The following is a 25,905-nucleotide window of genomic DNA, read 5'->3' on the forward strand; positions in this document are numbered from 1 at the left end:
GGCCGGCCCGGTGTCTGCCGGGCCGCCGCCGGTTCCTGTCTCCTCGCCCGCCCGATCGTCGCCGGGTTCGTCGTGCGGTGGGTCCCCGGAATCGTCGAGGTGCTGCTCACGCGGCCGGTCGGTATTCACAGCTAGACATCATTCCTCATGGCCGCGGCGGCCCGACGCGGTGGCGCCCGCGGCGGTCACGAATCGGCGTCAAAGCTGATTTTCAGGAACCGGTCGTACTCTGTTCGGCGTGACGGTGTTGTCTTCCCACTCCTGCGCCTCGGCATCCGGTCTGCGCCGCTCCGGCGTGTCCGGCCGCGGAACGAATCCGCATGCCGCGCGGCCGGGAGTGCTGTTGATGGTGCTGGCGGTCACCCTGTCCGCATTCGGTGTCGGATGCAGTGACGGGAACGAATCCACCAGCGATGCGGAAGTGGAGCCGTCGGGCCTCGGCAAGGAGGTCACCATGCCGATCGCCGCGGCGATCGCGACCTTGGTGGCCCCGGGCGAGGAACCGCGCTCCCCGTTGCGCCCGGCCGTGCCGCCGGGCACCTCACAGCAGGTGACCCTGCACACCGACCACCATGTGGAGCAGCAGATCAACGACCAGGCGGTGCGGGACTTCTCGCAGCCCGCGGTGTCGATTCCGATCACCGCCGACGCGGGTGCCGACGGTGTCGACCTGACCCTGGGCACCGCCTCGTCACCGGATCCGGCACTGGATCGCCAACTGCTGTCGGCCCACGGCTCACATGCCGGTCTGGATTTCACCGAACTCGGTGCCATCACCGCATTGCGGATGGCGCCGACGCCGTCGACCGAAGGTGCGGCCCGCGCCGCGATCGAGCAGGCCTTCTACCAGGCGGTGTACGAGGCGATCGCGTTCCCGGCCGATCCGGTCGGTCCCGGGGCGGTGTGGACGGTGCACCAGAAGGTGACCGGTGTGGTACCGCTGGATCAGACCACCACGGCCACCTTGACCCACCGGGAGGGCGACCTGCTCACCATCGACCTGAACGTGACGCGGACACCGACCACCTCGTCGTGGCAGCTGCCGAACAACGCCGCAGCGCTCGACATCGTCGACTACGTCATGCGCGGCACCGGAACCATCACCGTGGATCTCGGTCTGCCGCTACCGGTCTCCGGGGCGGTGACACTGTTCGGCACGCAGGGCTATCACGATCCCAACACCGAGGCGCTGCTGCGCCAGGACATCCGGACGCAGGTGCGATGGGGCGAGTGACACGCGCCGCGGCCGTTCTCGCCGGGCTCGCCCTCGGCGTGAGCGCCTGCGGTGGCAACGACGATTCGCTCCCGGCGCCCACGACCGACGTCTCGGTACCGCCCATCACCGCCGGCGCTGTGGTCGATTCCGATGTGCTGCGCGGCCAGCTCCTCGGCCCGAGGGATGTCCCGCTCGGTTTCACCCAGCTCGAGGACGCCTCCCCCGGTAACGGGCCCACTCCGCAGGATCGTTCCCGCACCGACCCGGCCGAATGCGCGAAAGTGCTGGCACCCGTGGGCGATCTGTACGGCACCCCCGCGGGACGCGGCGCGGTGCACTATTCGTCGCCGAGTTTCGCCGGCATCGATATCGATATCGCGAGCTACACCGACGGTGGTGCGGCGCACGCTTTCGCTGCGGCACAGGACCTGCTGCGCGACTGCCGCCACTATTCCGGCACCGACGCCGACGGCACCGCGATCGAGTACGAACTGGGCGGGCTGGACCAGCCGCCCGCCGGTGCCGCCTCGACGTCGTTCCAGGTCCGCACCACCAGCGCGGGAATGTCACTGTATTCGGCCGCGACCATCGCCGTGGTGGGGAGCAGCGTCGTGCAGATCGCCGAAACCTCACCGGCCCAGGTGAGCCCGGACGCCCTGCGCGACCTCACCGCCAAACAGATCCGCCGGCTCGAAGGCGTGGCCGGGCCTTAGCAGCCCCTGGTCCTCCGGCACCCCGGGCACTCCGGCACCACCACCGCGCCGCTTCCGCACGTGCCGACAGGTCACCGCCACAGGTCACCGCCGGCACCGCAGCCGTCGCGGTCTGCGGGTGCCGGCGGTGGTGTCGGCTCAGCCCCAGGCTGTGTTGATGGGGCCCGGATTCCACATTCCGCCGTGGGTTTCCTGGGTGACCTCCGGCTTCGCCGGGCCGGCCGTGGTGTCACGCGGGGTGAGTCGTTGCAACTCGCCCCAGTCCCGGCGCCAGTCGTCCTTCAGGTAGGTCGCCAGCGTCTGCGAGCGCAGCAGCTGCTCGCTCCAGCCCAGAGGGCCACCGCCCTGATGGCTCTCCCACAGCGTGGTGTCGTGTGCCGCGGAACGGTCCGGGAGGATCCGCCACTGCGGAGCCTGCGCGATCCCGTCCAGGTGGTCGTAGGGCCGCTGGCACGGGAACTGCAGACCCACTGCCCAGTCCAGCAGCACCGGACTGTCGGAGCCGACCATGTTCTGCAGCGTGGTGGTGTGCGGCATCCGCGGCGGTGTCAGCGCGAGCCACTGGCTGGGGTCGCGACTGCTGTCCTCGGCGACGACGCGAATCACATCCGCCTGCGCCGGAATCTGATCGAAGGGCACCCGCAGGTTGCGCCACGACGGGGTGGGCCCGATATCCAGCGGCAGCACCGACCCCAGGGTGTGTGCCTCCGTCGCCGAATCCGTGGTCCCGTACTCGATCTCGACGCGCTGACCGGGTGTGACGACACCGTCGGTATCGACCGACCGGATGCGTCCGGCCGCGGTGAGCGCGACGATGCCGGAGCGATCGGCCGGATCGGGCAGCCGGTACCACCCGGTGGTCAGTTCGACCGGGTCCTGCAGGCCTGCGGTGCCCAGCTCGGGTGTGGACGCCGAATCCAAGCCGTACGGCAGTGGTGCGCCACCGGTCTGGGTGCCGACCTCGCCCTCTTGCTTCCCGCTGTCGAAGGCGCTGGAGATACTGCTGCTGTTGGTGGGTTCGCCGTCGGGCCGCAGATCACCGACCCCGTTGGGCACGAATCCGGTGTTACCGGCGGTGAAGGTGCTCTGGGCGTCCCCGGTCAGCGGAGGCAGCATCGAGGCGTTCGGGTCCGTCTCGACCAGCACGTCGTGGGCCAGCCCGCACGGATTACCCAGCACCGCGTCGATATTGGAGCGAGCGAGGGAGAACGCCGGGTACTGGTCGATCGCTCCCTTGGCGAACGACCCCATCTCGAACACCACCAGCAGTGCGGCGGCCACGGTGAGCGGCGGGATCTTGGCCCAACGCCACGCCCAACGCGAAATGCGATGTGGGGTACCCGCTTCCGGAGCCCGTACATGCCACCAGCCCGCCAGCGCCAGCAGCACCACGGCCACCACCAAGAACAGCTTGCTGAACTGGAAACCGTGCAGCGAGGGCGGCTTGTCCCACCACGGAATGCCGTAGCTGGAGACGTACCACCACTCGTTGACGCTGGTGAAGATCTGCGCCATCACCAGCGCGACAACCGCCCCGAACAGGGCCCGGTTGCGTGGTGAGCGCATCACCCGCGGGCCGACGGCCATCGCGGTGAGCACCGCCACCGCACCGGCCAGCCCGGCGTACACACCGTTGTGGTGCGTGAACTTGGTCGGGCAGACCGCCATCAACAGCATCGAGCCGAAGGTGATGCCGAGCAGCCGGCGGGCCGGACCGCCCGCGGTGAACGGGATCCGGCCGCCCTTGCGCAACAGGACGAACACGCAGACGAGCAGACCCAGCCACATCGCCACCATGCCGAAGCGGCGCCCGATCGAGCCGTCGGCGGTCGGCATGAACAGCCACTGGTAGTTCAGGTAGTCGTTGTACCAGGGGTCGGACGGGCCGACCGCGGCGTGCACCCGGCTCATCTCGAACATCGCCGACAGCGGCTGCACCGAGAACGCGAAGGCCAGCACGAGGGTTCCGGCGGCAGCCAGCGGCGCCAGCAGCGCCGCATAGGCACCCACCAGGGCCCGCCACGAGCGGCGCGCACCGGTTTCGGGGTCGGCGGCCAGTTCCCGGGCCCGGGAACTGCCGAACCGGTACACCGACCGCATCCCGGCCAGCAACGGCGCCAAGCAGATCACACCGGACGGTGCCGCGGTGAAACTGAACGCGGCCACCAGGATCGCGATCGCATAGGGCAGCAGCCGCCGAGTGGCGATCGCACGTTCCACGAAGCACCACGTGAGCAGCACGCAGATCGCGATGACCGGTTCGGGGCGCAGCCCGTTGTTGTAGGGCATCCAGACCGCGAGGAAGATCAACGCACCGGTCCAGACCGCCACCTTGTCGCGGCGTACGGCCACCCCGAGCCGGGGAATCACCTCCCGGCTCAGGGCCAACCACACCAGCACCCCGGCCAGCAGCGTCGGCAGCCGCATCCACGGACTGGCGGTGCTGATCTCGGTCATATGCGCGATGACGTCGTACGGCGGTGTGCCGACCGGGTTCTCCGGTACACCGAAGAAGCGGAAGTAGTTGGCCATATAGCCCGACACCAGCGAGGCGCGCGCCATCCCGAACTGATAGCCGTCGTCGGAGGTGGTGGAGCCGATGAAATGCCAGACCACCAGGGCGCCGAGCACGGCGACGTCGACCAGTCCGAAGGTGCGCCACCGCTGGGGCAGCCGCCACCACTGCGACATCCGGCGCCGCAGGCCGCGACCGTCGAGCCGGTCCAGGCGCAACAGTGCGGCCAGCGAGAAGAGGGTGAATACCACCGCGAGCACCATGGCGACGCGTTTGAGCACGGTGGGTACCACCGAGAATCGACTGTCCACCTGCGCGGTGACGGTGGTGCCGGCGGCGTCGCCCAGATCGCTGTACACGCCCACCAGCTGCGGACGCCAATCCCCGTACAGCGTCACCGGTTTCGCATCGGTGCCGGTGAAGGTCGCAGTGGTCTGCGAGATCTCGGAATGCAGGCGGAACGCACAGTCGCCACCGAGCTGGTCCACCGGGACGCTCGCCAGCGACTGATTACGCAGTACCGCCTCGAAACGGGCGGGCTCGCCGTCGGTTCCGGGCTTGACGCGCGCGACGAAGCCGTACCGCTCGAGGTCGGGCGCCCCGGCCGGCATCGTCGCGGTCAGGGTCGAGCCCTGCTCGGGCAGCCGGCTCACCGCGGCACAGGGAATTGTGGTGTCGAAGGTCAACGGTGCGTAGGACACCAGTGGCGCGTCGATACTGCGGGTGGAGCCCTGCTGCGGCCACGACAGGGTGGTGTGGTCGACGTGGACCGGCAGCAGCGGAACAGCGATGGCGCACAGCGCACCGAGGAGACCGGCGAGCAAGGCGATCGACTGGGCCCACCCGGCGAGTCGTGACCGGGGATTCCGGCGTTGTCGTCCTGCCGTGGGCGTATCGTCCGCCCTCACCATCGTGTCGGTCACGGAGGCAGATGCTAGCGCGGGCCTTCCGCAAACCACGATTTCGTCCGGTCTTTCTCAGACTTTGCTTAGTTTCCGGTGCGGCCCGTCGGGACTATATGCGCACGTCGGCGGCCATCCGAAACACTGCGGGCCGGCGTCCGATGGGACGCCGGCCCGCAAAGTGCTGGGACGGAGGCGGTCGATACCGCTACGGCCGGGGCACCCGCACTGCGAAGGCCCCGGCCGCGACGGTGCCGGCGCGAGATCCGGACCGGACTACTCGCACGCCGGCGATTGCTGGCCCAGGTTCTTCAGCCCCGCGCACGCCCAGCTCTTCTGCAGGCGCCACTGGCCGTCCTGCGCGACGAACGGAACGTCGGCCTTGGTCGGTGCGCCGCCGTTGACCGCGAAGTCGACCTTGGCGGTCAGCGTGTCGCCGCCCAGGTACGCCACATCGGTGACGTTGATCGTGGCGTTGTTCTGCTGGTAGGCGTCAGTCAGCTTCTGCATCATCTCGGGGTCCTTGGCCAGCGCCTCGTCGCCGTCCTCGAGCCACTGCGCCTTCTCCGCGGCCGGTACGGCGGGATCCAGCGCCTGCGCCAGTTCCGAGTTCAGATCGGCGACCGTCGGCACCGGGGGCGTATCGCCCGCGGCCTCGGCGGAGGTGGGTGCGGCCTGGCTCGTCGTCACCTTGTGGCCCTCATGCTTGTCGCCGTCGCCACAGGCGGACATGCCGAGCGCAGCCACGACAGCCACGGCGGCGACCGCGATGCGTCCAGTCATCTGAAGCTTCAATGCTCGTCCTTTGCGTTCGTTGGTCGGTTCACGTGCCGACTCCCACCACCACGGCGACAGCGCACGAGTGGCCTCACGCTACCCGGCTAATTTCAACGAAGACTAAGGAGCGGATCGGCCGGGGTGAGAGAGTCGTCGTCGGCAGCGAAGGTATACGCCGGACCCGGTCCTGTCGAGCGGGTCTCGAATCGCACGGTGACCCGGCCGTGCCCGCTGCCCTGCACCCAGCCGTGGCCGTGCTCGGGGTGGCTCACATCGCGTCCCGGATACCAGAATTCGGTGGTGTAGGACCGGGTGGGCGGCGGCACCACGGGTTCCCCGGTCACTACGGGTGCGGCGATGGGTTCTTCGACATCGGCCGGGCCGGGATCACCGGTGTGGCGGTCCAGCTCCGGGAACAGCGATTCCTGCCGCACCGCCGACAAGCCCCCGAAACCGACTCCCACCAACCGGATCGACCCCAGTTGCACCGGATCGATCGCCGAACGCTGGGCCGCGGCGGCCAGCGTCTCCAGGTCCGCGGTGGCGTACGGCAGGGTGAGCGACCGGGTGACGATCCCCATGTCCCCCTTCTTCAGTTTCAGCACCACGGTGCGGGCCGCGCGACCGTCGCGCAGCAGCCGTCGATGCGCCGCCTCGGCCATCGCCGCGATCGCCGGGCGCAGCTGTGCCAGGGTGACGATATCGGTCTCGTACGTGGTTTCGGCGCTGATCTGTTTGGCCTCGGCACGCTCGGCGACCGGCCGGTCGTCGATGCCGCGGGCGAGCCGGTGCAGAGCCGCGCCGACGCTGCCACCCAGCAGTGAGACCGCCTCGGCCTCGGGTACCGCGGCGAAGGCGCCGACCGTCTCGATCCCCACCGAGCGCAACCGCTGCTCGGCGACGGGCCCGATCCCCCAGAGTTTGCGCACCGGCAGCGTACTCAGCAACGCCTGCTGCTCGGCGGGGGAAACCACCCACATCCCATCGGGTTTGGCGAGCCCGGAGCCGATCTTGGCCAGCTGCTTCCCGGTACCCGCACCGACCGAGGCGATCAGCCCCGTGCGCTCCCGTATCGCGCCGCGCAGCCGCTCGCAGAACTCCCGCACCTGCGCGACGCTCGCCCCGGCGAGTTCGACCGGCTCGGCGAACGCCTCGTCGAACGACAATGTCTCCAGCACCGGGACCTGCGCCCGCAGCGTGTCGAAGACCTGGGCGCTCAACCGGCTGTAGACGGCGCTGCGCGGTGGCACCACGACAGCGCTCACCCCGACCAGGCGACGGGCCTGATGCATCGGCATCGCCGAGCGGGCCCCGAACACCCGGGCCTCGTAGCTGGCACCGGCCACCACCCCACGCCCGCCCATGCCGCCGACGAGCACCGGGCGCCCCCGCAGCGTGGGACGGGTGAGTTGCTCGACCGAGGCGAAGAAGGCATCCATATCGATGTGCAGCACCCAGCGCCGCGCCCGCACCTGCGCATCGCCCGGTCCCTCGGCGGTCGCGGGACGGCTCTCGACCGAGCCCGTCACGACCGGGCTCGCAGCGCCGGTTGCCCGCGGACCGGATCGGTCGCCACGGACCGGCGGTCGGGTGCGGAATTGCTGTCGGATTCCTGTGCGTACACCGGCGTCGCCGCCCATCGCCGTACCCCCGCGTCGACCCCGGCCGATCCCCTCCGACCAGGTACGAACCGCACCGTAGCGGAGTCGTGTACAGGGTGCATACACCGAAATCTACGCGTCGGGACCGACAGATCCGACCGCCGGAGTATGTGATGATCGGTCCATGACCATCCGCAAGGCCGTGATCCCCGCCGCCGGGATCGGCTCCCGTCTGCTGCCGCTGACCAAGGCCATCCCCAAGGAGATGCTGCCGGTCGGCGACAAGCCGGTCATCGAGCACACCGTCCGGGAACTGGTCGCCTCGGGTATCACCGACATCACGATCGTGGTGAGCGCCGGGAAATCACTGATCCAGGACCATTTCCGCCCCAACCCGGGCTTGGTGGCACAGCTGCGTGCCGACGGCAAGGCCGCCTACGCCGACGCCGTGGAGGAGGTCGGCGAACTGGGCCGGCTCGGCCACATCACCTACCTCGACCAGCACGGCCCCTACGGCAACGGCACACCGGTGCTCAACGCGGCCCGCGCCCTGGGCGAGGAGCCGATGCTGGTGTTGTGGCCCGACGACGTCTTCGTCGCCGAGGTGCCACGGGCACAGCAGCTCATCGACGCCTACGACAAGACCGGCGCCCCGGTCCTGGCGCTGATGCCGATGGATCCGGCCGACTCGCAGCGGTACGGCGTCCCGGTGGTCGAGGACGCGTTCGAACCGGGCCTGATGCGCATCAGCGGCCTGCGCGAGAAGCCGAAGCCGGAGGACGCCCCCTCGTCCTACGCCGCGATCGGCGGCTACGTCGTCACGCCCGGCATCGTCGACGAACTGCGCAAGCAGGTCGATCAGTGGTATACCCACCGCACCGGCGAGGTGTACCTCACCGATGCGATCAATGTCTTCGCCGCCTCCAACCCGGTCTACGGACAGGTGATCCGGGGCCGCTGGTACGACACGGGGAATCCGGCGGACTATCTGGTGGCCCAGTTCGCCTCCGCCCTGTCCCATCCCGCCTACGGGCCGCTGTTGCGCGGTCTGTGCACGGAATGAGACAGGCCGGACGGCCGGGCGTGGCCGGTCAGTAGAACCGGCGAATCGCGTAGATGTGGAAGTCGCTCAACGGGGTGGGGCCGATCGGCACACCCGGTGAGTGCGCATTGAACAGCATGCCGTTACCGGCATAGATGCCCTCGTGCGAACCGTCCTCGTTCACGATGACGACGTCCCCGGGCATCATCGAGCCGAGCGGGACGGCGCTGCCGGCACGCGCCTGCTCCCAGGTGGTCCGCGGCAGGATGATGCCCACCTGCCGGAAGGCCCACTGCACCAGACCGGAGCAATCGAACGCGACTGGGCCGGTGCCACCCCATTCGTAGGGCTTACCGGCCTGGGTTCCGGCCAGGCTCAGCGCGATCATCGCCCGTGGGCTGGGCACCGCCAGTACCGCCGAACCGCTGGCGCTCCCGGACGCGGATCCGGAACCGGATCCCGAACTGCTGCCCGAATCCGCCGATCCGGAGCTGCCGATGCCGGCGGGTGCGGCCGTAGCCGGGCCGGCCCAGATCGAGGCGACGACGAATGCCACCGCCACGGCCGCGAGATATCTGGAGAATCTGGCGCGCGCTCTCGCGCGCGGAGTTGACGCTGTCATGTGCTCGCCCTTCGGTAGGCCGTGCCACACCAGGGCGCGCCGACCGGCGATTACACAGCACACAGCAAAGAACTGAGATGGCCGCTTCCCCACGGACACCGCAGCCGGTCAACTACCAGGTGGTGCACATTTTCATCGAGGTCGATCCGGACACAACACGAAGCTCTAGTAGACAGTGATGGTTGCTGTGACATAGCTGTTGTAGCGCAAGTCACAGCCTCACCACAAGTACCAATCGCCACCGTGAGTGCATTCGACCCCATCGGCCCCATCGCCGGTCGTAGTGCGGATCGGTGACGACCACCCCGGCACGCCCACTCCCCCACACGTCCACCGGGACCGAACTCGGTCCGGAGCACCGGGGCATACCGCTCGTCCAGGCGGGTATACAGCGCTGTCGCTCGTCGGCACCGAGCACACCGCGGGCCCGCCCGGCACACGGCCGGGCGGGCCCGCGGATCTCACCGTGCGGTGGTCAGGAGACCTTGGTGACGGCGGCGCGCACACCTCCGACCAGATCGGCGGCGTCTCCACTCACCGCACCGAAACTCAAATCGGTAGCCAGGATCTCGCCGGCGATCAGGTCGTGATGGGTCCGCGCCCAGGCCGCACGTTCCTCGGGAACCTGCAGCACCACCGTGATGCGATCGGACACATCCAGACCCAGTGATTTGCGGGTCTCCTGCAGATCACGGATCAGGTCGCGGGCCCAGCCCTCGGCCTCGAGCTCCTCGGTGACCTCCGAATTCAGCACCACCAGGCCCGCATTGCCGGGCAGCGCGGCGGTGGACTCGGGTTCGGTGGCCACCAGGCGCTGGGTGTACTCCTCGGGCAGCAGCAGGATGCCGTCGTCGTGCCCGGGCGCCAGGGCCCGCACCACACCGTCGTCCTCGCGCCACTGGCCGGCCTTGACCGCCTTGATCACCGCCTGCACGTCCTTGCCCAGCCGTGGGCCGGCGGCCCGCGCGTTGACCACCAGCTCGAATCGTCCGTGCGTGGCCACGTCGGCGGTCAGGTCGACCTTCTTGACATTGACCTCGTCGGCGATCAGATCACGGAACGGACGCAACCGCTCGGCGTCGGGCGCGGCGATGGTGACCTCCGACAGCGGCAACCGCACCCGCAGCTGCTGGGCCTTGCGCAGGCTCAGCACGGTCGAACACACCGAGCGCACCTCGTCCATCGCCGACACCAGGTCGCGATCGTGCGGCAGTTCGTCGGCCGCCGGCCAGTCGGCCAGATGCACCGACCGCGCACCGGTGAGCCCACGCCAGATCACCTCGCTGATCAGCGGCAGCAGCGGAGCGGCCAGGCGCGTGGTCACCTCGAGCACGGTGTGCAGGGTGTCGATCGCGTCGCGGTCCTCCTCCCAGAACCGCGAACGCGAACGACGCACATACCAATTGGTGAGCGCGTCCGCGAACGAGCGCAGTTCGTCGCAGGCGGTCGCGATGTCGTAGGTCTCGAGCGCCTCGGTCATCACCTCCCGTGCGGCCGCCAGCTTCGCCAGGATGTAGCGATCCAGCACATGCGGTGAGTCCGTCCGCCACACGCCCGGTGCCGACGCATAGAGCTGCAGGAACGACCACGCATTCCACAGCGGACGCAGCGCGTGGCTCGCCCCCTCACGGATGCCGCGCTCGGTGACGATGAGGTTGCCGCCGCGCAGCACCGGTGAACTCATCAGGAACCACCGCATGGCATCGGAGCCGTCGCGATCGAAGACCTCGTTCACATTCGGGTAGTTACCCTTGGACTTCGACATCTTCAGGCCGTCGTCCCCGAGCACGATGCCGTGCGCGACCACCGCTTCGAACGCCGGCCGGTCGAACAGCGCGGTCGAGAGCACGTGCAGGTTGTAGAACCAGCCGCGCGTCTGACCGTTGTACTCGACGATGAAGTCGCCCGGGCTGTGCGCTCGAGCAGCGGAAGAGCCCGCGGTACCGGATGTGACGGCTCCGCCGTCGAACCACTCCTTGTTCTCGAACGGGTAGTGCACCTGCGCGTAGGGCATGGAACCGGATTCGAACCAGCAGTCGAGCACCTCGGGCGTGCGGCGCATCATCGACTTGCCGGTCGGGTCATCGGGATTCGGCCGCACCAGTTCGTCGATCCCGGGCCGGTGCAGATCGTCGGGGCGCACGCCGAAGTCGCGCTCGAGCTCGTCCAGCGAGCCGTACACGTCCACCCGCGGGTAGGCCGGATCGTCGGAGATCCACACCGGGATGGGCGCACCCCAGTACCGGTTGCGGCTGATGTTCCAGTCGCGCGCGTTCTCCAGCCACTTCCCGAACTGACCGTCCCGGATGTGCTCGGGCACCCAGGTGATCTGCTTGTTCAGTTCCACCATCCGGTCCCGGAAGGTGGTGACGGCCACGAACCAGGACGGCACCGCCATGTAGATCAACGGTTGCCCGGACCGCCAGCTGTGCGGATAGGAGTGCTCGATCGTCTCGTGCCGCAGCAGCTTTCCGGCGGCCTTCAGGTCCTTGATGATGACCGGGTTCGCGTCGAACACCATGAGGCCCTCGTACGGCGGCACCATCGAGGTGAACTTGCCCCCCGCGTCGAGCGGCTGCACGACCTCGATCCCGTTGGCGGAGGCGACATCCATGTCCTCCTCACCGAACGCAGGCGCCAGATGCACCACGCCGGTACCGGAGTCGGTGGTCACGTAGTCGGCGGTCAGTACCCGGTGCGCGTTCGGATGGCCGGCGAAGAAGTCGAACGGCGGCCGGTAGTGCAACCCGGCGAGCGCGGCGCCCGCATGTTCGGAGAGCACCTCGAGCCCGTCCTCGGCGCTGCCGAGTTCGCGGGCGTAGTGCGAAACCCGTTCGGCGGCGAGCAGATACCGCTTGCCGTCCTTCCCGCGGACATGGACGTAGGTGACATCCGGATGGACCGCGATCGCGAGGTTCGACGGCAGCGTCCAGGGCGTGGTGGTCCAGATCAGCGCGTTCGCACCGTCGAGTTCGCGCAGCGGGTGCCCTTCGGCGACCTCGAGCACCATGTCGACGGTGACCGCCGGATCCTGGCGCATCCGGTAGGCGTCGTCGAGGCGCGCCTCCTGGTTCGACAGCGGTGTCTGCTCGTACCAGCTGTAGGGCAGCACCCGGAAGCCTTGGTAGATCAGACCTTTGTCGTACAGCGACTTGAACGCCCACATCACCGACTCCATGAAGTCGAGATCGAGAGTCTTGTAGTCGTTGTCGAAGTCGACCCACCGGGCTTGGCGGGTCACATACTGACGCCACTCGTCGGTGTAACGGAGCACCGAAGATTTACACGCGGCATTGAATTCCGCGAGCCCCATCGCATCGATCTGTGATTTGTCCGTGATACCGAGTTGCTTCTCGACTTCGATTTCCGCGGGCAGTCCGTGTGTGTCCCAGCCGAAGCGCCGTTCGACGCGCTTACCGCGCATCGTCTGGAACCGCGGAACCAAATCCTTCACATATCCGGTGAGCAGATGCCCGTAATGCGGCAAACCGTTGGCGAACGGCGGGCCGTCGTAGAAGACGAACTCGTCGCAGTCGGCCGCACGGTTGTCGATGCTGGCTCGGAAGGTGTCGTCGGCGGCCCAGTAGGCCAGCACCCGGCGCTCGAGCTCCGGGAACGACGTGCTCGCGCCCTGCCGCGAGCCGGGATCCGCATCGGCGAATTCGACGCGGGGATAGGCGTTGCGGGTGGATGTCTCGTCCGCCATGGCGGCTGTGGTCTCCCTCGTGCCAGTGCGCCGTGGTCGGCGCAGTTCGGTGGGCACGGGGACGACCTCGGCGCTCGTGCGCCGCAGCCGCGGTACCACCCCGCTTGCCGGCACCGGGTCCGATGAACGTTCGGACCGGTGGGCCTCTCGTTACGAGCTGTGACGGGCTCGACCCGTTCGGTTCTACTGGGCGCTCACACGCCGTTCTTCCGAAGGCTCCCCGGTGATGGCCGGATCACTGCCGAACTACAGGTTTGATTGTAGCCAGTACGGGCAACGCTATTTCCGGACCCGGTACTGCCTACCGGCCCGCATCACCGTTTGGCGTGCCGGCCGGGGCGTGGCTGCGGCTCGTCTTCGGGCCCGCGGGTCGCCAGCACACTGACCAGCAGGACTACCGCCCCGATGACACAGACGACGATGCAGCCCCACGCCCAGATCACCGATCCGGTGGTCAGCGCGGCTACGAGCAGGGCGAATCCGACCGCAGCCAGGACTAACGTCACAACGAGCATGGTCACCCCCTGGGCGGGCAGGGCGGGCAGCAACACCCGCCACGAACCGGCGAGCTACTTGCCGCCCTTCGCGAAGGAAGCCGGACCGTGGCTACCGGCGACGGCCTCGAAGACCTCGCCACCGTCCACGGGTACCGCGGAACCACGATTCTCCAGTTCCTCGAGCTGCGATTCCAGGTAGGACTTGAGCCGCACCCGGTATTCGCGTTCGAAGGTCTTCAGCTGTTCGATCCGGCTCTCCAGCACACTGCGCTGCTGGGTGATCGTGCCCATGATCTCGGTGTGCTGCCGCTCGGCGTCGGCCTGCAGAGCATCGGCCTTCTCCTTGGCCTGCCGCAGCTGGCTGTCGGAGCGGGTCTGTGCGTCCGCGAGCAACGCGTCGGCCTTCTGCCGGGCCTCGCCGACCATGGCGTCGGAGCGGGTCTGCGCCTCGCTCACCATGCGCTCGGAATTGGCGCGGGCGTTCGACAGCAACTGTTCGGCTTCGGCCTTCGCGTCGGTGGTGAGCCGGTCCGCCATTTCCTGCGCCAGACTCAGTACCTTCGCGGCCTGCAGGTTGGCGTCCGCGGCGGAAGCATCGTGCGCCGGGGCCACCGGCGCGGGGGCCGGTACCGGGACCGGGGGCGCGACCGGAGCGGGTTTCGGCGGCTCGGGCTGCGGCGGGGCTGGTTTCACGGCCTGAGGTGCCGGGCGCGACTTCTTCGAGTCCACCAGCTCGGCATCCAGCTCAGCAACCCGCTGGCGCAGATCCGCGTTCTCCTCGATCAGACGTGAGAGTTCCTGTTCGACCAAGTCGAGGAACGCGTCGACTTCATCCTCGTTGTAGCCGCGCTTCCCGATCGGCGGTTTGCTGAACGCGACGTTGTGCACATCGGCTGGAGTCAGCGGCATGGAAGGATCCCTTCACGCTTCGTACGGAGATCTAGCGTAGATCTTCTAGCAAGCTCGTGTTCTCGGCCCATTCTGTCACACCGGAGCTATCGGCTGTCCGAGCCTGCCGACGATGGACATCAGAATGAACACGATGAAAAGCAGCACCATAATGGACAGATCCAGGCGAATGCCCCCCAAGTTGATGGGAGGTATCAAGCGCCTCAACAGTTTTACGGGCGGATCTGTGATCGTGAAGATGCCCTCGAGCACGACAGCGACGAACCCCCGCGGATGCCAATCACGCGCAAAACTGCGGATGAACTCGACGATCACTCGGCTGATCAGCAACAGCCAGAAGAGGAACAGGAGTACATACAGCACCTGGAACAAGGCCACCTGTCCACTTTGCCTCAGATTCGGTGCCGTGCAAACTCCCCGCGCCGACCAGTTCGGATCGGCTACCCCGCGGCGACTGTTCCGGGCGGGGGCCGCCGGCGTGCCGCGCCCCCCGGATCGGAACTATTTCTGGTTGTAGAAGCCGTTTTCGGCGATCCGGCGACGCTCCTCGGCCGATACGTCGACATCCGACGGTGAGAGCAGGAACACCTTGGTGGCCACCTTGTCGAACGAGCCGCGCAGCGCGAACGCCAGTCCGGCGGCGAAATCGACCAGGCGACGAGCATCCGCGTTGCTCATCTCGACCAGATCCATGATCACCGGCGTGCCGTCACGGAAACGCTCGCCGATGATCGCTGCCTCGGCATACGTGCGCGGACGCAGTGTGGTGATCTTGGACAACGGACCTCCGTCCTCGAAGACGGGGTTGCGGCGTGGCGCCGGCTCGAACCGGGCACGCTCCTCCATCCGCCGCTCTTCCATCCGCCGCTCGGCCTCGGGATCGACCGCCAGCGCACCGTGTGTCGTGCCGCGCACCATCGGCGTGCCACCACCGAGACCGCGTGAACGGCCCGACGGCGCGGATTCGATCCGCGTCGGCCGGCGCAGCGGCTCGTAACGGTCGTCGGAGTAGGACTCGTCGGCGAACTCGGAGCGCCGCGGCACCGAATAGCCGGGCTGGTACGGCGCCTTGTAGGCCGGCTCCGCGTATCCGGGGTCGTCGGCGAAGCGATCCTCGCCGAAGCGGGGGCGAACGGCGTCGTACGGGTCGTCACCGAAACGCGACCGCCGGATACCACGATCGTCGGACCCCAGCGGGCCGTGGTCATCGATTCCCCGAGGCCCGCGGTCGTCGACATAGTCGTCTTCGTAGTCCTCGAGCGGAACCATGCCGAAGTACGCCTTGAACCTGTGCAGGGTACTCATGCTTCCACCTCGCTAGCGTTCGCTTCCAGCACGAGCACGCTCGTGGCTGCGCTGAACTCCCGCTCGCTACGCTCGCTCATCCTGGTCGACCTTCCTACGGCCCCGACCGGCCTGGGGTGTTGAAGTCGGGCTCAGTCCTCTTCAGTCTCCAGCATATGTTGCGAATGTGACTGATGAGGTTTGTTTGCTATTGCGAGGTTATCGGTCGCGCGCCCATCAAGGCGGTACCGACACGCACGCACGTCGCGCCGCATGCGACGGCTGCCTCCAGATCTCCCGACATTCCCGCCGACATTTCGGTGGCGCCCGGATGCTCCTGGAGCAGTTCGTGATGCATTCCGGCGAGTTCGGCAAACGACCGCTCCGGATCCGCCCCCAACGGCGCGACAGCCATCACCCCGCCGAGGGTCAGGCCTCCGGACGCGGCGACCTGCGCGGCGAGGGCGCCGAGTTCGTCGGGCACGACACCACCACGCGCCGGGTCCCGATCGAGGCTGACCTGGAGCAGCACGCGCAGCGGCTCGGCACGCACCCCCTCGTCGAGGGCGGTCACCGCCGCTCCGTCGAGTGCCCGGACCAATCGCGGCGAGTCCACCGAATGCACGGTATCGGCCCACCGCACCACCGATTTCGCCTTGTTCCGCTGCAACCGGCCGATCATGTGCCAGCGCATTCCGGACAGCGGACCCGATGTCGCCACCTTCGCGGCGGCCTCCTGTTCCCGCGATTCGCCGACTTCGCGGCGCCCGAGCCGGTACAGGATCTCCACGTCGGAGGCCGGAAAATACTTGGTGACCGGTAGCAGCCGGACCGTCGCACGGTCGCGGTCCGCCGCCCGGCACGCCGTATCGATGCGATGCTCCACCCGGATGAGGGCGGCAGCCAACTCCGCTTCGCGGCCCGCGCTCACCGCTGTTCCTCCATCCAGATCACGCCGGCGATACGTCCGGTGGGCGCGCCACGGCGGTGGCTGAACAACGTCCGGTCGGAGATGGTGCACCGCGGGTCGACGGCGACCGCCCCGACACCGGCCTGTTCGAGTTGGCGACGGATGCCGGCGCGGAGATCGAGCGCGGGAGTGCCGCGCCGGGTTCGAGTCGCACTGCCGGGCAGATGCGCCTCCACATCGTCGCGCATCGCCGCGGGCACCTCGTACTGTTCGCCGCTCGCCGCGGGACCGAGGAAGGCACCGATGCGCTCGGTCCGGGCCCCGGCGGCGACCATCGTCTCGAGGACCTTCGGCACGATCCCGATGCGCGCACCGACCCGGCCCGCGTGCACCGCCGCGACCACCCCGGCCTCGTCGTCGGACAACAGAATCGGCACGCAATCGGCGGTCAGCACCACCAGCGCCAGACCCGGCACGGTGGTGACGAGTGCGTCGGTGACCGGTACCGGTTCCGAACGCGGGCCGTCGACCACCGCAACCGTGCGGCCGTGGACCTGCTCCATCCACACCAGCTGCTCCGGAGCGAGACCGATTCCCTCGGCTAGCCGGATCCGGTTGCGTCGCACCGCCTCCGGGTCGTCGCCGACATGGTCGCCGAGGTTGAACGAATCGTAGGGCGCCCGCGACACGCCGCCCGCACGCGTGGTCGTGACTCGCCGCGTTCGCACCGAAGTCTGTGTCATACCTCCGAGATTAGTAGTACCGGAACCGACAGCCGGACCGTCACGGATCCGACCAGGCCGGTTGGGCATGAAGCGTGCGCACCATCACCTCCGGCACCACGAACGTATGGAACTACGCGAGCCCCGGCGCTGCCGTCGACGTCCCGACCGGCCCCATGCCTGGGATCGTCGACTCGGACGGGATACCGCACCGAGGCACGACACGCCGACGCCCCGCCCGGAATCGTCCGGGCGGGGCGTGAGCGGAACTACGTAGTGCCGGCCTACCGACGCATGAACGACGGCACGTCCACGTCGTCGTCGGTGTCCTCGTCCGGCGGAGGCTGGATATGAGTCCGATTGTTGTGCGCGATCGTCGGCTCGGTGGCCGGACGCGGCTCGTAGGACGGCGCCGGGCCACGAGCCGGCTCCGGCTCGGCCGGACGTTCCGGCTCGGACCGGCGCGCAGTGGTCTCCGCACCGAACTCCCGGGTGCGTGGCGGTGCGGCTTGCCCGATCTCCCCGGCGCGACCCGATCCGATACTGGACCGTGTGGCCGGCTCGATGCGCCGAGCGGGCGTACCACCGTCGAACCCGGCCGCGATCACGGTGACCCGGACCTCGTCACCGAGCGAGTCGTCGATGACCGTGCCGAAAATGATGTTGGCCTCGATATGGGCGGCCTCCTGGACCAGCGAGGCAGCCTCGTTGATCTCGAACAGACCGAGGTCCGAACCACCCGCGATCGACAGCAGGACCCCGTGCGCGCCGTCCATCGATGCCTCGAGCAGCGGTGAATTGATCGCGGCCTCCGCGGCCTTCACCGATCTACCCTCGCCCCGGGACGATCCGATACCCATCAAGGCAGAACCCGCGCCGGACATGACGCTCTTGACGTCGGCGAAGTCGACGTTGATCAACCCCGGGGTCGTGATCAGGTCGGTAATGCCCTGAACACCGTTGAGCAGCACCTCGTCCGCCGAGCGGAACGCGTCCATCAGGCTCACCGCGGCGTCGCCGAGCTGCAGCAACCGGTCGTTGGGGATGACGATGAGGGTGTCGCAGGATTCCCGCAGCGCCTGAATCCCGGACTCGGCCTGATTGCTGCGCCGCTTCCCCTCGAAGGAGAAGGGGCGCGTCACCACGCCGATGGTCAGCGCACCGAGCTTGCGGGCGATCGAGGCGACCACCGGTGCGCCGCCGGTACCGGTGCCACCGCCTTCACCTGCGGTCACGAAGACCATATCGGCGCCCTTGAGTACCTCTTCGATCTCGTCCTTGTGATCCTCGGCAGCCTTACGGCCGACCTCGGGGTCCGCGCCGGCTCCCAGTCCTCGGGTGAGTTCGCGGCCGACGTCGAGTTTGACGTCCGCATCACTCATCAGCAGCGCTTGCGCGTCGGTGTTGACGGCGATGAACTCGACTCCCTTGAGTCCCTGTTCGATCATTCGGTTGACGGCGTTCACGCCGCCGCCGCCGATACCGACGACCTTGATCACTGCAAGGTAGTTGTGCGGGGGCGTCATGGGCTCTCGCCTTCCTTCGATCCAAAGCCTGTCGTTTCCGGATACTCGTCACTACGCCGGTCCGGAGTTCGCGGTTCGTCCGGGCCGACGCTCGGGCGAACCCTAAACCTGAACCATAGGGTTGGCGTTATGTCAAGTATCCGACTGGTGCGGAACGCTATTCGCACCCGCCGCGATCCGTGCGCAGGCGCGCCGAAACGATGGGCGAATTCTTGTGTGATCCGTCTCGTCCGAGCACCCCGCACGATCGCGGATGCACCGGCCACGCACGCGACCACGGCACCCGGACGATCCGAGACGCCACGGCCATCGCACCTGGCCACCGACTCCCGGCCGCCGGTTGAAAACCGCAACGGCACAACGAGTGTCACTATCTTACCGTTACCAGATCAGGACTCGAAACGTCGAATACCGTTCCGGGGCGCGTCAGCACCGGAAGAACTACAGCCGCTTTGCGTTCGGAGTCCTCCGGCCCGCCCCACACCACCGTACGCCCATCGGTGAGTTTCAGCTCGATATCCGAAACCGACCGAGCCACAACCTCTCCCACCTGCGCACGAAGCGCCGGAGGCGCGGCGTCGAGCACCGTCACCGCGGCGCGCGTCACCGGCTCCGAGCCACCGGGACGGTCGGTGCTGAGCTTCGGAACACCCGGCGGCGCCGGTTCGACCGCGAATTCGACGCTGTCGGAATCCACCAGATGCGGCCCCTGCGGACTGTCGAAGAACAGCACCGCCCGGCGCTCGTCGACACTCACCCGCACGGTGGACGGGAACACCCGCTGCACCCGGGCCGAGCGCACCTTCGGTAGCGCCGCCACCCGCCGCGCGATCGCATCGGTGTCGATGCGCAGCATGGATCGCCCCTCCGGGATCTGCAACACGGTACGCACCTGCTGATCCGGCACCGCGGACAGACCTTCGATCTGCACCGTACGCACCGACAGTATCGGGGTGAAGTAAGCGACCGCGAGCAGCACGACCACGACCAGGACAACCGGAGTACCCCACAACAGGATTCGCCACAGCCGGCTCTCCGGCAGCGTGCCCGCACGACTTCGGCCAGCCGACCGGCGCTGCCTGCGCCGGCCGTCCGCGCCGGAGCCCGAATCGGGACCGGCTTCGGGACCGTCATCGGCATCGGCATCCGCTGCGGACCGCTGGATCGTCCCACGGCGGGTCATCGGCACCTCCCTCTCCGGGTGCCGCGACGCCCCTCGGCCGGGGGCGCCACGATCACCGTCCCGACGGCGGGCGTACCCGCAGTCCGTCCAGAATCTGGCCGCCCAGCATCGTCACATCACCGGCGCCCATCGTGATCACCACATCGCCCGGGCGCGCGAGACTCGATGCCTGCCGGCCCACGCGCGACATATCGGGCTGATAGTGCACAGCTTTCGTCACCGACTGCGCAACCAGCGCGCCGTTCACACCGGGCAACGGCTCCTCACGAGCACCGTACACATCGAGTACCACCACCTCGTCGGCCAGCGACAGCGCCGCGCCGAACTCCTCGGCGAATGTGGCTGTGCGGCTGTACAAATGCGGCTGGAACACGACGATCACCCGGCCCTGCCGGGAGCGGGCGCCGTCGGCGGCCTCCTGGCGGACCAGTTCGGCGGCCGCGCCGAGCACCGCCCGGACCTCGGTCGGATGGTGCGCGTAATCGTCGAAGACCCGCACACCGCCCTCCCTGCCGACGAACTGGAAGCGGCGATGCACACCACCGAAACCCTCCAGCCCCTGAAGGATTTCGTCCAGGTCGGCGCCGGCGCCGCGGGCGGCGAGCAGCGCGGCCAGCGCATTGAGCGCCATATGCCGTCCCGGGACCGACAGTCGCAGCGTGCGCGGCGCCGGTTCACCACCCAGCTGGATGGTCGCCACCCCGCCCACATCGCGCGGCTGCCAATCCAGCAGCCGGGCCTGCAGCGGTACCGGCACGTCGGCCGGTGCGGCTGCACCGTACCCGGCGATCCGGATATCGAGTTCACCGGCGGCGACACGTGCGGCGGTCCGCTCGGCCAATGCCCGTGATCCGGGATCGTCCAGGCACACCACCAGCAGGCCCCCGGCAGCGAGCCGGGCCACGAAGTCGTCGAAGACCTGAACATAGGCCTCGTCGGAGCCGAAGAAGTCCAGGTGATCGGATTCGATGTTGGTGACCACGGCCACGTCCGGGTCGTACTGCAGCAGCGAACCGTCCGACTCGTCGGCCTCGGCGACGAAATAACCGCCGGTGCCGTGATGAGCATTGGTGCCGGCCTCGTTGAGTTCACCACCGACGGCGAAGGACGGATCACATCCGCAGTGCTGCAACGCGACAACCAGCATGGAGGTGGTCGACGTCTTGCCGTGCGTCCCCGACACCAGCAAGGTGTGGTGACCGTGCATCAGTTCGGCCAGGACCGCCGGACGCAGCAGCACCGGCACCCCGCGCCGCTTCGCCTCCACCAGTTCGGGATTCGTCTTGGGGATGGCGGCGAAGGTCGTCACCACCGCGGTCGCGCCACCCGGCAGCAGGTCCAGGGCGCTCGCGTCGTGGCCGATGCGGACCTGCGCGCCGCGCGCCCGCAACGCCAGCACACCGCGGCTCTCCTTGGCATCCGAACCCGATACCTGGCCACCGCGCGACAGCAGAATGCGGGCGATACCCGACATACCCGCGCCGCCGATGCCGACCATGTGCACCCGCCGCAGCAGCTCCGGCAGTTCCGGCACCGCCGCGCCGACGACGCCCGCCTCGTCTCCTCCGGTCACCTGCCGGCCACCTCCGCCACGATCCGCGCCACCTCGTCGGCAGCGTCCCGATGTCCCGCTCCGGCAGCGGCCACCGACATCCTCGTCAGCGCGGCCGGATCGCCGAGCAATGCGATCACCTCGTCCATCACATACTTCGGTGTCATCTCCGCATCGGCGACAATTCTGCCACCACCCTGCGCGACGACCGGTCGTGCGTTGAACTCCTGCTCGCCGTTACCGTGGGGCAGCGGAACGTAGAACGCCGGCAGTCCGACCGCCGACACCTCCGCCACCGTCATCGCGCCCGAGCGGCACACCGCGGCATCGGTGGCGGCATAAGCCAGATCCATCCGCGACAGATACGGAACAGCGACGTATCTTGCTCCGTCACGGCCCGATTCGGCATCGATACCGCCGAGGTCGAGCGTGTTCTTGGGGCCGTGGGCGTGCAGGACGGAGATGCCGGCGGCCAGCAGTTGCCCGGCGGCGCCGGAGACCGCTTCGTTCACTCGACGAGCGCCCTGCGACCCACCGAACACCAGCAACGCCGGGCCGTGGGCGGGCAGTCCGAAATGCGCGCGGGCCTGCTCCCGCAACCCGGCACGGTCCAAGGTGGCGATGGACGCGCGCACCGGAATCCCGACGACCTCCGCATCGGTGCGCCCGCGGGCGTGCACGCCCGAATTCGGTACTGCCGCGAGCACCCGCGCCGCACGCCGGGCACCGAGTTTATTGGCGATACCGGCCTTCACATTGGCTTCGTGCACGATCAGTGGCACGCGCCGGGAACGGCGCAGCACGCCCCCGCCCGCAGCCAGATACGCCGGCACCGAGACGTAGCCACCGAATCCGACGATCACATCGGCGTCGACCTCCTCGATCACCGCGCGGGTCCGGGCCACGGCCGCGCGCACCCGGCCCGGCAGCCGCAGCAGATCCGCGGTCGGTTTCCGGGGCAGCGGCACCGGCGGAATCAGTTCCAGCCGGTAGCCCCGCTCGGGGACCAGGGTCGTCTCCAGTCCGCGCCGGGTACCCAGCGCCGTGATCCGGATCGAGGGGTCGAGTCGGCGCAGTGCGTCCGCGACCGCCATCGCGGGTTCGATATGCCCCGCTGTTCCCCCACCCGCGACGATTACCGAGAGCGTCCGTTGCCCGGAACCCGTCGTACCGCTCTCGCCGGTTGTCACCTCGAATTACCTCGTTCTCTCGCATGTTTCATCGGATAGCTGGGCTCCCAGGCCCGGGTCGCACGCCACGACCCCGACGGTGCAGCCCCACGCGGATCCCGCCGAGCGGGTTCGGCGCTGCGCCGCCGTGCCGAATCCGAATCTATCGACCGCCGCGGCGCCGCGGCAGCCCCACCCCGTGGCTTGACCGCGCCGCGCGACTTGCTCGCGGCGCGCGGCTTCCCCGACTGCGCGGACTTACCGGACCGCTTGCGTGCCGGGGGCAGTTCCCGCCGCCGCGCTCCCGACGCCGCCGCCGAGCGCGCACGACCGGTCCGCGCGCGGGCGGGTGCGAAACTCTCCGGGACCGGCAGGCGCAGCAATCTGCTGACCCGGCCGTCCTGTCCGGCCTTCAGCGCGGCGATCGCCTCGGGTTCGTGCCGGGCCGCGCTCGCGATCAGACCGAACATCATCAAGGTGATGGCCAGCGACGAGCCGCCGGCCGATACCAGCGGCAGCTGTAGGCCCGTCACCGGGAGCAGCCCGACCACGTAGCCGATATTGATCAGCGCCTGGCCGGTGATCCAGGTGGTCGCGGCCGCGGTCAGCAGCCGCAGGAAGGGGTCGACCGACCGGGCCGCGATCCGCAGCCCGACGAAGACGAACAGCGCGAACAGCCCCAGCACCAGCGCACAGCCCAGGAATCCGAGCTCCTCACCGATGATGGCGAAGATGAAGTCGTTGTGTGCGTTGGGCAGATAGCTCCACTTGGCCCGGCTCTGCCCCAGTCCGCGCCCCCAGATACCACCATCGGCCAGTGAGAACTGAGCCTGGCGCGCCTGGTAGCCGATGCCCTGCGGGTCGTCGCCCGGATTGAAGAACGCCCGCATGCGGTCGGACCGGTATCCGGCCGACAGCGCGAGAATGCCCGCGGCCACCCCACCCGACACGGCGATCGTCACGAACAGCCGCACCGGCAATCCGCCGAACCACAGCAGTGCCACCAGGATGATGCCGACCGCGATCGTGGTCGAGAGATTGGGCTCGAGCACGATCAGCAGGCAGACGAGCAGGCCGGCGGGCACCAGCGGCACCAGAATGTCCTTGTAGCCGGCCTTCTCACCGATACGGGTGGCCAGCAGATGCGCACCCCACAGAATCAGCGTGACCTTGACGATCTCGGAGGGCTGCAACGAGGCGAATCCGAGATCGAACCACCGGCGCGACCCCTGAACCTGGGAGCCGATACCCGGGATCAGCACCAGCACCAGCAGCACCACCGACGCCGCGAAGACCGGAAACGACAGCTGCCGCAGCAGCCGCATCGGTACCCGCAGTGCGAGATAGAACAGCCCCGCGCCGAGGACGGCGAAGAATGCCTGCTGCATGAACAGCGAATACGCCGAGCCACCGTCGGCATAGGCCTCCACGCTCGACGCCGACAGCACCATCACCAGACCGAGCACGGTCAGCAGGGTGGCGATGGTGACGACCAGGTGAAAATCGGCGAGCGGGCGCGCCAGCCAGGCACCGAACCAGGTGCCGGAGGGCTTGCGCGCCGCGGTCACCGTGCCGCCTCGCTCGGATTCACTGCTGTCCCCCGATGTCACTGTCGTCCAGTGCCTGCACGGCCGCGACGAAACTGCGGCCGCGGTGGGTGTAGTCGGCGAACATGTCGAGCGAGGCCGCCGCCGGAGCGAGCAACACGGTATCGCCGCGACCGGCGTACCCGGCGGCGATCCGCACCGCGCGGGCCATCACCGCGTCGGCACCGTCGATCTCGGCGACCAGCGACGCCGTCGAAGGTTCCCCGCTCATCTGTGCATCGTCACCCGAACCGAGCTCCACGACCGGGACATCGGGCGCGTGTCGCGCCAATGCGGCAGTGATGATCGGCGCGTCCTTGCCGAAGACGACCGCGGCGACGAGCCGTTCGGCGACCTCTTCGACCAGATCGTCGATGTGGGCGCCCTTGAGCAGGCCTCCGGCGACCCACACCACCTGCGGATGCGCCATGATCGACGAACGCGCCGCATGGGGATTGGTCGCCTTGGAATCGTCGACGAAACCCACTCCCGCCAGCTCGCGCACGAACGTCGCCCGGTGCGGGCCGACCTTGTGCTCGGCCAGGCCCTCCTTGACGAATTGCGGTGCCACATCGATCGAGCGGGTCAGCGCGGCCGCAGCCAAGGCGTCGGCCACCCCCGCAGGCCCCTGCGGGCTGATGTCGCCGACCTCGGCGAGGATCGCGGCCTTGGTGAACGCGCGGTCGAGCAGTTTGCCGTCGACCACGCCCAGTTCACCGTCGGCCGGGACGCCGATCCGGAAACCGACGGTGCGGCGGGCCTTGGACTTTCGTGCCAGTGCGGCGGCCACGGCGTCGTCGAGGCCGACCACGCCGACCCGTCCGGTCAATGCCCGCGCCTTGGCCGCGGCGTAAGCGTCCAGGCCGCCGTGCCAGTCCAGATGGTCCTCGGCGACGTTGAGTACCACGCCGGCCTCGGGGCGCACCGACGGCGCCCAGTGCAACTGGAACGACGACAGCTCGACCGCGAGCACCTGTGGTCCGGGTGTACGCCGCAGCGCGTCCAGGATCGGCACACCGATATTGCCGCACGCCACGCTCGCCAGTCCCGCCGCACGCAGGATCGCGTGGGTCATCTGTGTGGTGGTGGTCTTACCGTTGGTCCCGGTGATCACGAGCCATTTACGGACCGGCCCGTAGAGGCGGGCCTGATCGACCCACCAGGCGAATTCCACATCGCCCCACACCGGGATGCCCTCGGTGACCGCCGATACCAGGACCGGCGAGTCCGGTCGCCACCCCGGACTGGTGATGACCAGCGCGAACCTGGTCAACGCATCGGGTCGGAGGAGTTCGGCGCCGGTGGCCGTATCGAGCCCCAGCTCGGCGGCCTCGGCCATCGCCTTCTCACCGGCGTCGGTGACCACGGGGCGGGCACCGATATCGCGCAGCGGCTCGATCAGCGAGCGCCCCGACACTCCCCAGCCCGCGACGAGAACGTCACGGCCGCGCAGAAATTCGAGCATCGGACCCG

Annotated in this window: 20 protein-coding genes; 3 read left to right on the forward strand and 17 right to left on the reverse strand. The window is 68.6% G+C overall.

The window, feature by feature from the left end:
• Window positions 1–238: 238 nt before the first annotated feature.
• Window positions 239–1,234 (forward strand): hypothetical protein, encoded by a 996-nt coding sequence (locus NV2_RS29645; protein WP_245662829.1) that lies wholly within the window; start codon window positions 239–241, stop codon window positions 1,232–1,234.
• A complete protein-coding gene (locus NV2_RS29650; protein ID WP_168436163.1) occupies window positions 1,222–1,929 on the forward strand; it encodes a sensor domain-containing protein in 708 nt (235 codons plus the stop codon). The genes NV2_RS29645 and NV2_RS29650 overlap by 13 nt, the downstream gene beginning before the upstream one ends.
• Window positions 1,930–2,067: 138 nt before the next feature.
• On the opposite strand, the gene NV2_RS29655 is transcribed toward NV2_RS29650, so the two are convergent.
• The 3 genes from NV2_RS29655 to NV2_RS29665 all read right to left on the reverse strand — a co-directional run bounded on the left by NV2_RS29655 (window position 2,068) and on the right by NV2_RS29665 (window position 7,562).
• Complete coding sequence (locus NV2_RS29655) at window positions 2,068–5,355, reverse strand: arabinosyltransferase domain-containing protein (RefSeq protein ID WP_067882012.1); 3,288 nt, start codon at window positions 5,353–5,355, stop codon at window positions 2,068–2,070.
• A 267-nt stretch (window positions 5,356–5,622) separates the two neighbouring features.
• Window positions 5,623–6,129, reverse strand: coding sequence for a WKL family lipoprotein (locus NV2_RS29660; protein ID WP_245662831.1), 507 nt, complete (start codon window positions 6,127–6,129; stop codon window positions 5,623–5,625).
• Between the two features lie 104 nt (window positions 6,130–6,233).
• Window positions 6,234–7,562 (reverse strand): DNA polymerase IV, encoded by a 1,329-nt coding sequence (locus NV2_RS29665; RefSeq protein ID WP_245662833.1) that lies wholly within the window; start codon window positions 7,560–7,562, stop codon window positions 6,234–6,236.
• Window positions 7,563–7,908: 346 nt separating this feature from the next.
• On the opposite strand from NV2_RS29665, the gene NV2_RS29670 reads away from it, so the two are divergent.
• Complete coding sequence (locus NV2_RS29670; protein WP_067881973.1) at window positions 7,909–8,787, forward strand: UTP--glucose-1-phosphate uridylyltransferase; 879 nt, start codon at window positions 7,909–7,911, stop codon at window positions 8,785–8,787.
• A 28-nt stretch (window positions 8,788–8,815) separates the two neighbouring features.
• Here the strand turns inward: NV2_RS29670 and NV2_RS29675 are convergent, their stop codons facing one another.
• From NV2_RS29675 to murD, 14 genes are all read right to left on the reverse strand, one after another.
• Window positions 8,816–9,388 (reverse strand): NlpC/P60 family protein, encoded by a 573-nt coding sequence (locus tag NV2_RS29675; protein ID WP_067881976.1) that lies wholly within the window; start codon window positions 9,386–9,388, stop codon window positions 8,816–8,818.
• 475 nt (window positions 9,389–9,863) lie between these two features.
• Entirely contained in the window at window positions 9,864–13,094 is a 3,231-nt protein-coding gene (ileS, locus tag NV2_RS29680; protein ID WP_067882019.1) for an isoleucine--tRNA ligase, read from the reverse strand.
• 314 nt (window positions 13,095–13,408) lie between these two features.
• Window positions 13,409–13,609: a hypothetical protein gene (locus NV2_RS29685; RefSeq protein ID WP_067882023.1), complete on the reverse strand. Its 201-nt coding sequence runs from the start codon at window positions 13,607–13,609 to the stop codon at window positions 13,409–13,411.
• Between the two features lie 54 nt (window positions 13,610–13,663).
• Window positions 13,664–14,500, reverse strand: a complete 837-nt coding sequence (wag31, locus tag NV2_RS29690) for a DivIVA-like cell division protein Wag31 (protein ID WP_067881979.1) — start codon at window positions 14,498–14,500, stop codon at window positions 13,664–13,666.
• Window positions 14,501–14,575: 75 nt separating this feature from the next.
• Window positions 14,576–14,878 carry a YggT family protein gene (locus NV2_RS29695; RefSeq protein WP_067881982.1) on the reverse strand — a complete coding sequence of 101 codons (303 nt, stop codon included), beginning with the start codon at window positions 14,876–14,878 and terminating at the stop codon, window positions 14,576–14,578.
• A 123-nt stretch (window positions 14,879–15,001) separates the two neighbouring features.
• The gene (locus NV2_RS29700; RefSeq protein WP_067881985.1) at window positions 15,002–15,805 is read right to left on the reverse strand and encodes a cell division protein SepF; all 804 of its coding nucleotides are present in this window, start codon (window positions 15,803–15,805) and stop codon (window positions 15,002–15,004) included.
• 187 nt (window positions 15,806–15,992) lie between these two features.
• Window positions 15,993–16,715 (reverse strand): YggS family pyridoxal phosphate-dependent enzyme, encoded by a 723-nt coding sequence (locus NV2_RS29705; RefSeq protein WP_084475702.1) that lies wholly within the window; start codon window positions 16,713–16,715, stop codon window positions 15,993–15,995.
• Window positions 16,712–17,422, reverse strand: a complete 711-nt coding sequence (gene pgeF / locus NV2_RS29710) for a peptidoglycan editing factor PgeF (protein ID WP_067882027.1) — start codon at window positions 17,420–17,422, stop codon at window positions 16,712–16,714. The genes NV2_RS29705 and pgeF overlap by 4 nt, the downstream gene beginning before the upstream one ends.
• Before the next feature lie 278 nt (window positions 17,423–17,700).
• Window positions 17,701–18,942, reverse strand: a complete 1,242-nt coding sequence (gene ftsZ / locus NV2_RS29715) for a cell division protein FtsZ (RefSeq protein ID WP_067881987.1) — start codon at window positions 18,940–18,942, stop codon at window positions 17,701–17,703.
• A gap of 370 nt (window positions 18,943–19,312) precedes the next feature.
• On the reverse strand, window positions 19,313–20,125 hold the full coding sequence (locus tag NV2_RS29720; protein WP_084475703.1) for a cell division protein FtsQ/DivIB: 813 nt from the start codon (window positions 20,123–20,125) through the stop codon (window positions 19,313–19,315).
• A 52-nt stretch (window positions 20,126–20,177) separates the two neighbouring features.
• Window positions 20,178–21,659, reverse strand: a complete 1,482-nt coding sequence (gene murC / locus NV2_RS29725) for a UDP-N-acetylmuramate--L-alanine ligase (protein ID WP_067882035.1) — start codon at window positions 21,657–21,659, stop codon at window positions 20,178–20,180.
• A gap of 35 nt (window positions 21,660–21,694) precedes the next feature.
• A complete protein-coding gene (gene murG / locus NV2_RS29730) occupies window positions 21,695–22,867 on the reverse strand; it encodes an undecaprenyldiphospho-muramoylpentapeptide beta-N-acetylglucosaminyltransferase (protein ID WP_067881990.1) in 1,173 nt (390 codons plus the stop codon).
• A complete protein-coding gene (ftsW, locus tag NV2_RS29735; RefSeq protein ID WP_373863620.1) occupies window positions 22,864–24,456 on the reverse strand; it encodes a putative lipid II flippase FtsW in 1,593 nt (530 codons plus the stop codon). The genes murG and ftsW overlap by 4 nt, the downstream gene beginning before the upstream one ends.
• A complete protein-coding gene (murD, locus tag NV2_RS29740) occupies window positions 24,434–25,897 on the reverse strand; it encodes a UDP-N-acetylmuramoyl-L-alanine--D-glutamate ligase (protein WP_067881996.1) in 1,464 nt (487 codons plus the stop codon). Before murD ends, ftsW begins: the two co-directional genes overlap by 23 nt.
• Between the last annotated feature and the right edge of the window lie 8 nt (window positions 25,898–25,905).

The organism is Nocardia vermiculata NBRC 100427, assembly GCF_001613265.1.
GTDB classification, from domain to species: Bacteria; Actinomycetota; Actinomycetes; order Mycobacteriales; family Mycobacteriaceae; genus Nocardia; species Nocardia vermiculata.

Coding starts and splice junctions, on each gene's coding strand:
- NV2_RS29720 (WP_084475703.1), bottom strand. CDS start 20,125: ATGACCCGCCGTGGGACGATCCAGCGGTCCGCAGCGGATGCCGATGCC.
- NV2_RS29685 (WP_067882023.1), bottom strand. CDS start 13,609: ATGCTCGTTGTGACGTTAGTCCTGGCTGCGGTCGGATTCGCCCTGCTC.
- ftsZ (WP_067881987.1), bottom strand. CDS start 18,942: ATGACGCCCCCGCACAACTACCTTGCAGTGATCAAGGTCGTCGGTATC.
- NV2_RS29660 (WP_245662831.1), bottom strand. CDS start 6,129: ATGACTGGACGCATCGCGGTCGCCGCCGTGGCTGTCGTGGCTGCGCTC.
- NV2_RS29665 (WP_245662833.1), bottom strand. CDS start 7,562: ATGGATGCCTTCTTCGCCTCGGTCGAGCAACTCACCCGTCCCACGCTG.
- NV2_RS29675 (WP_067881976.1), bottom strand. CDS start 9,388: ATGACAGCGTCAACTCCGCGCGCGAGAGCGCGCGCCAGATTCTCCAGA.
- NV2_RS29670 (WP_067881973.1), top strand. CDS start 7,909: ATGACCATCCGCAAGGCCGTGATCCCCGCCGCCGGGATCGGCTCCCGT.
- NV2_RS29650 (WP_168436163.1), top strand. CDS start 1,222: ATGGGGCGAGTGACACGCGCCGCGGCCGTTCTCGCCGGGCTCGCCCTC.
- NV2_RS29700 (WP_067881985.1), bottom strand. CDS start 15,805: ATGAGTACCCTGCACAGGTTCAAGGCGTACTTCGGCATGGTTCCGCTC.
- murD (WP_067881996.1), bottom strand. CDS start 25,897: ATGCTCGAATTTCTGCGCGGCCGTGACGTTCTCGTCGCGGGCTGGGGA.
- ileS (WP_067882019.1), bottom strand. CDS start 13,094: ATGGCGGACGAGACATCCACCCGCAACGCCTATCCCCGCGTCGAATTC.
- wag31 (WP_067881979.1), bottom strand. CDS start 14,500: ATGCCGCTGACTCCAGCCGATGTGCACAACGTCGCGTTCAGCAAACCG.
- NV2_RS29655 (WP_067882012.1), bottom strand. CDS start 5,355: ATGGTGAGGGCGGACGATACGCCCACGGCAGGACGACAACGCCGGAAT.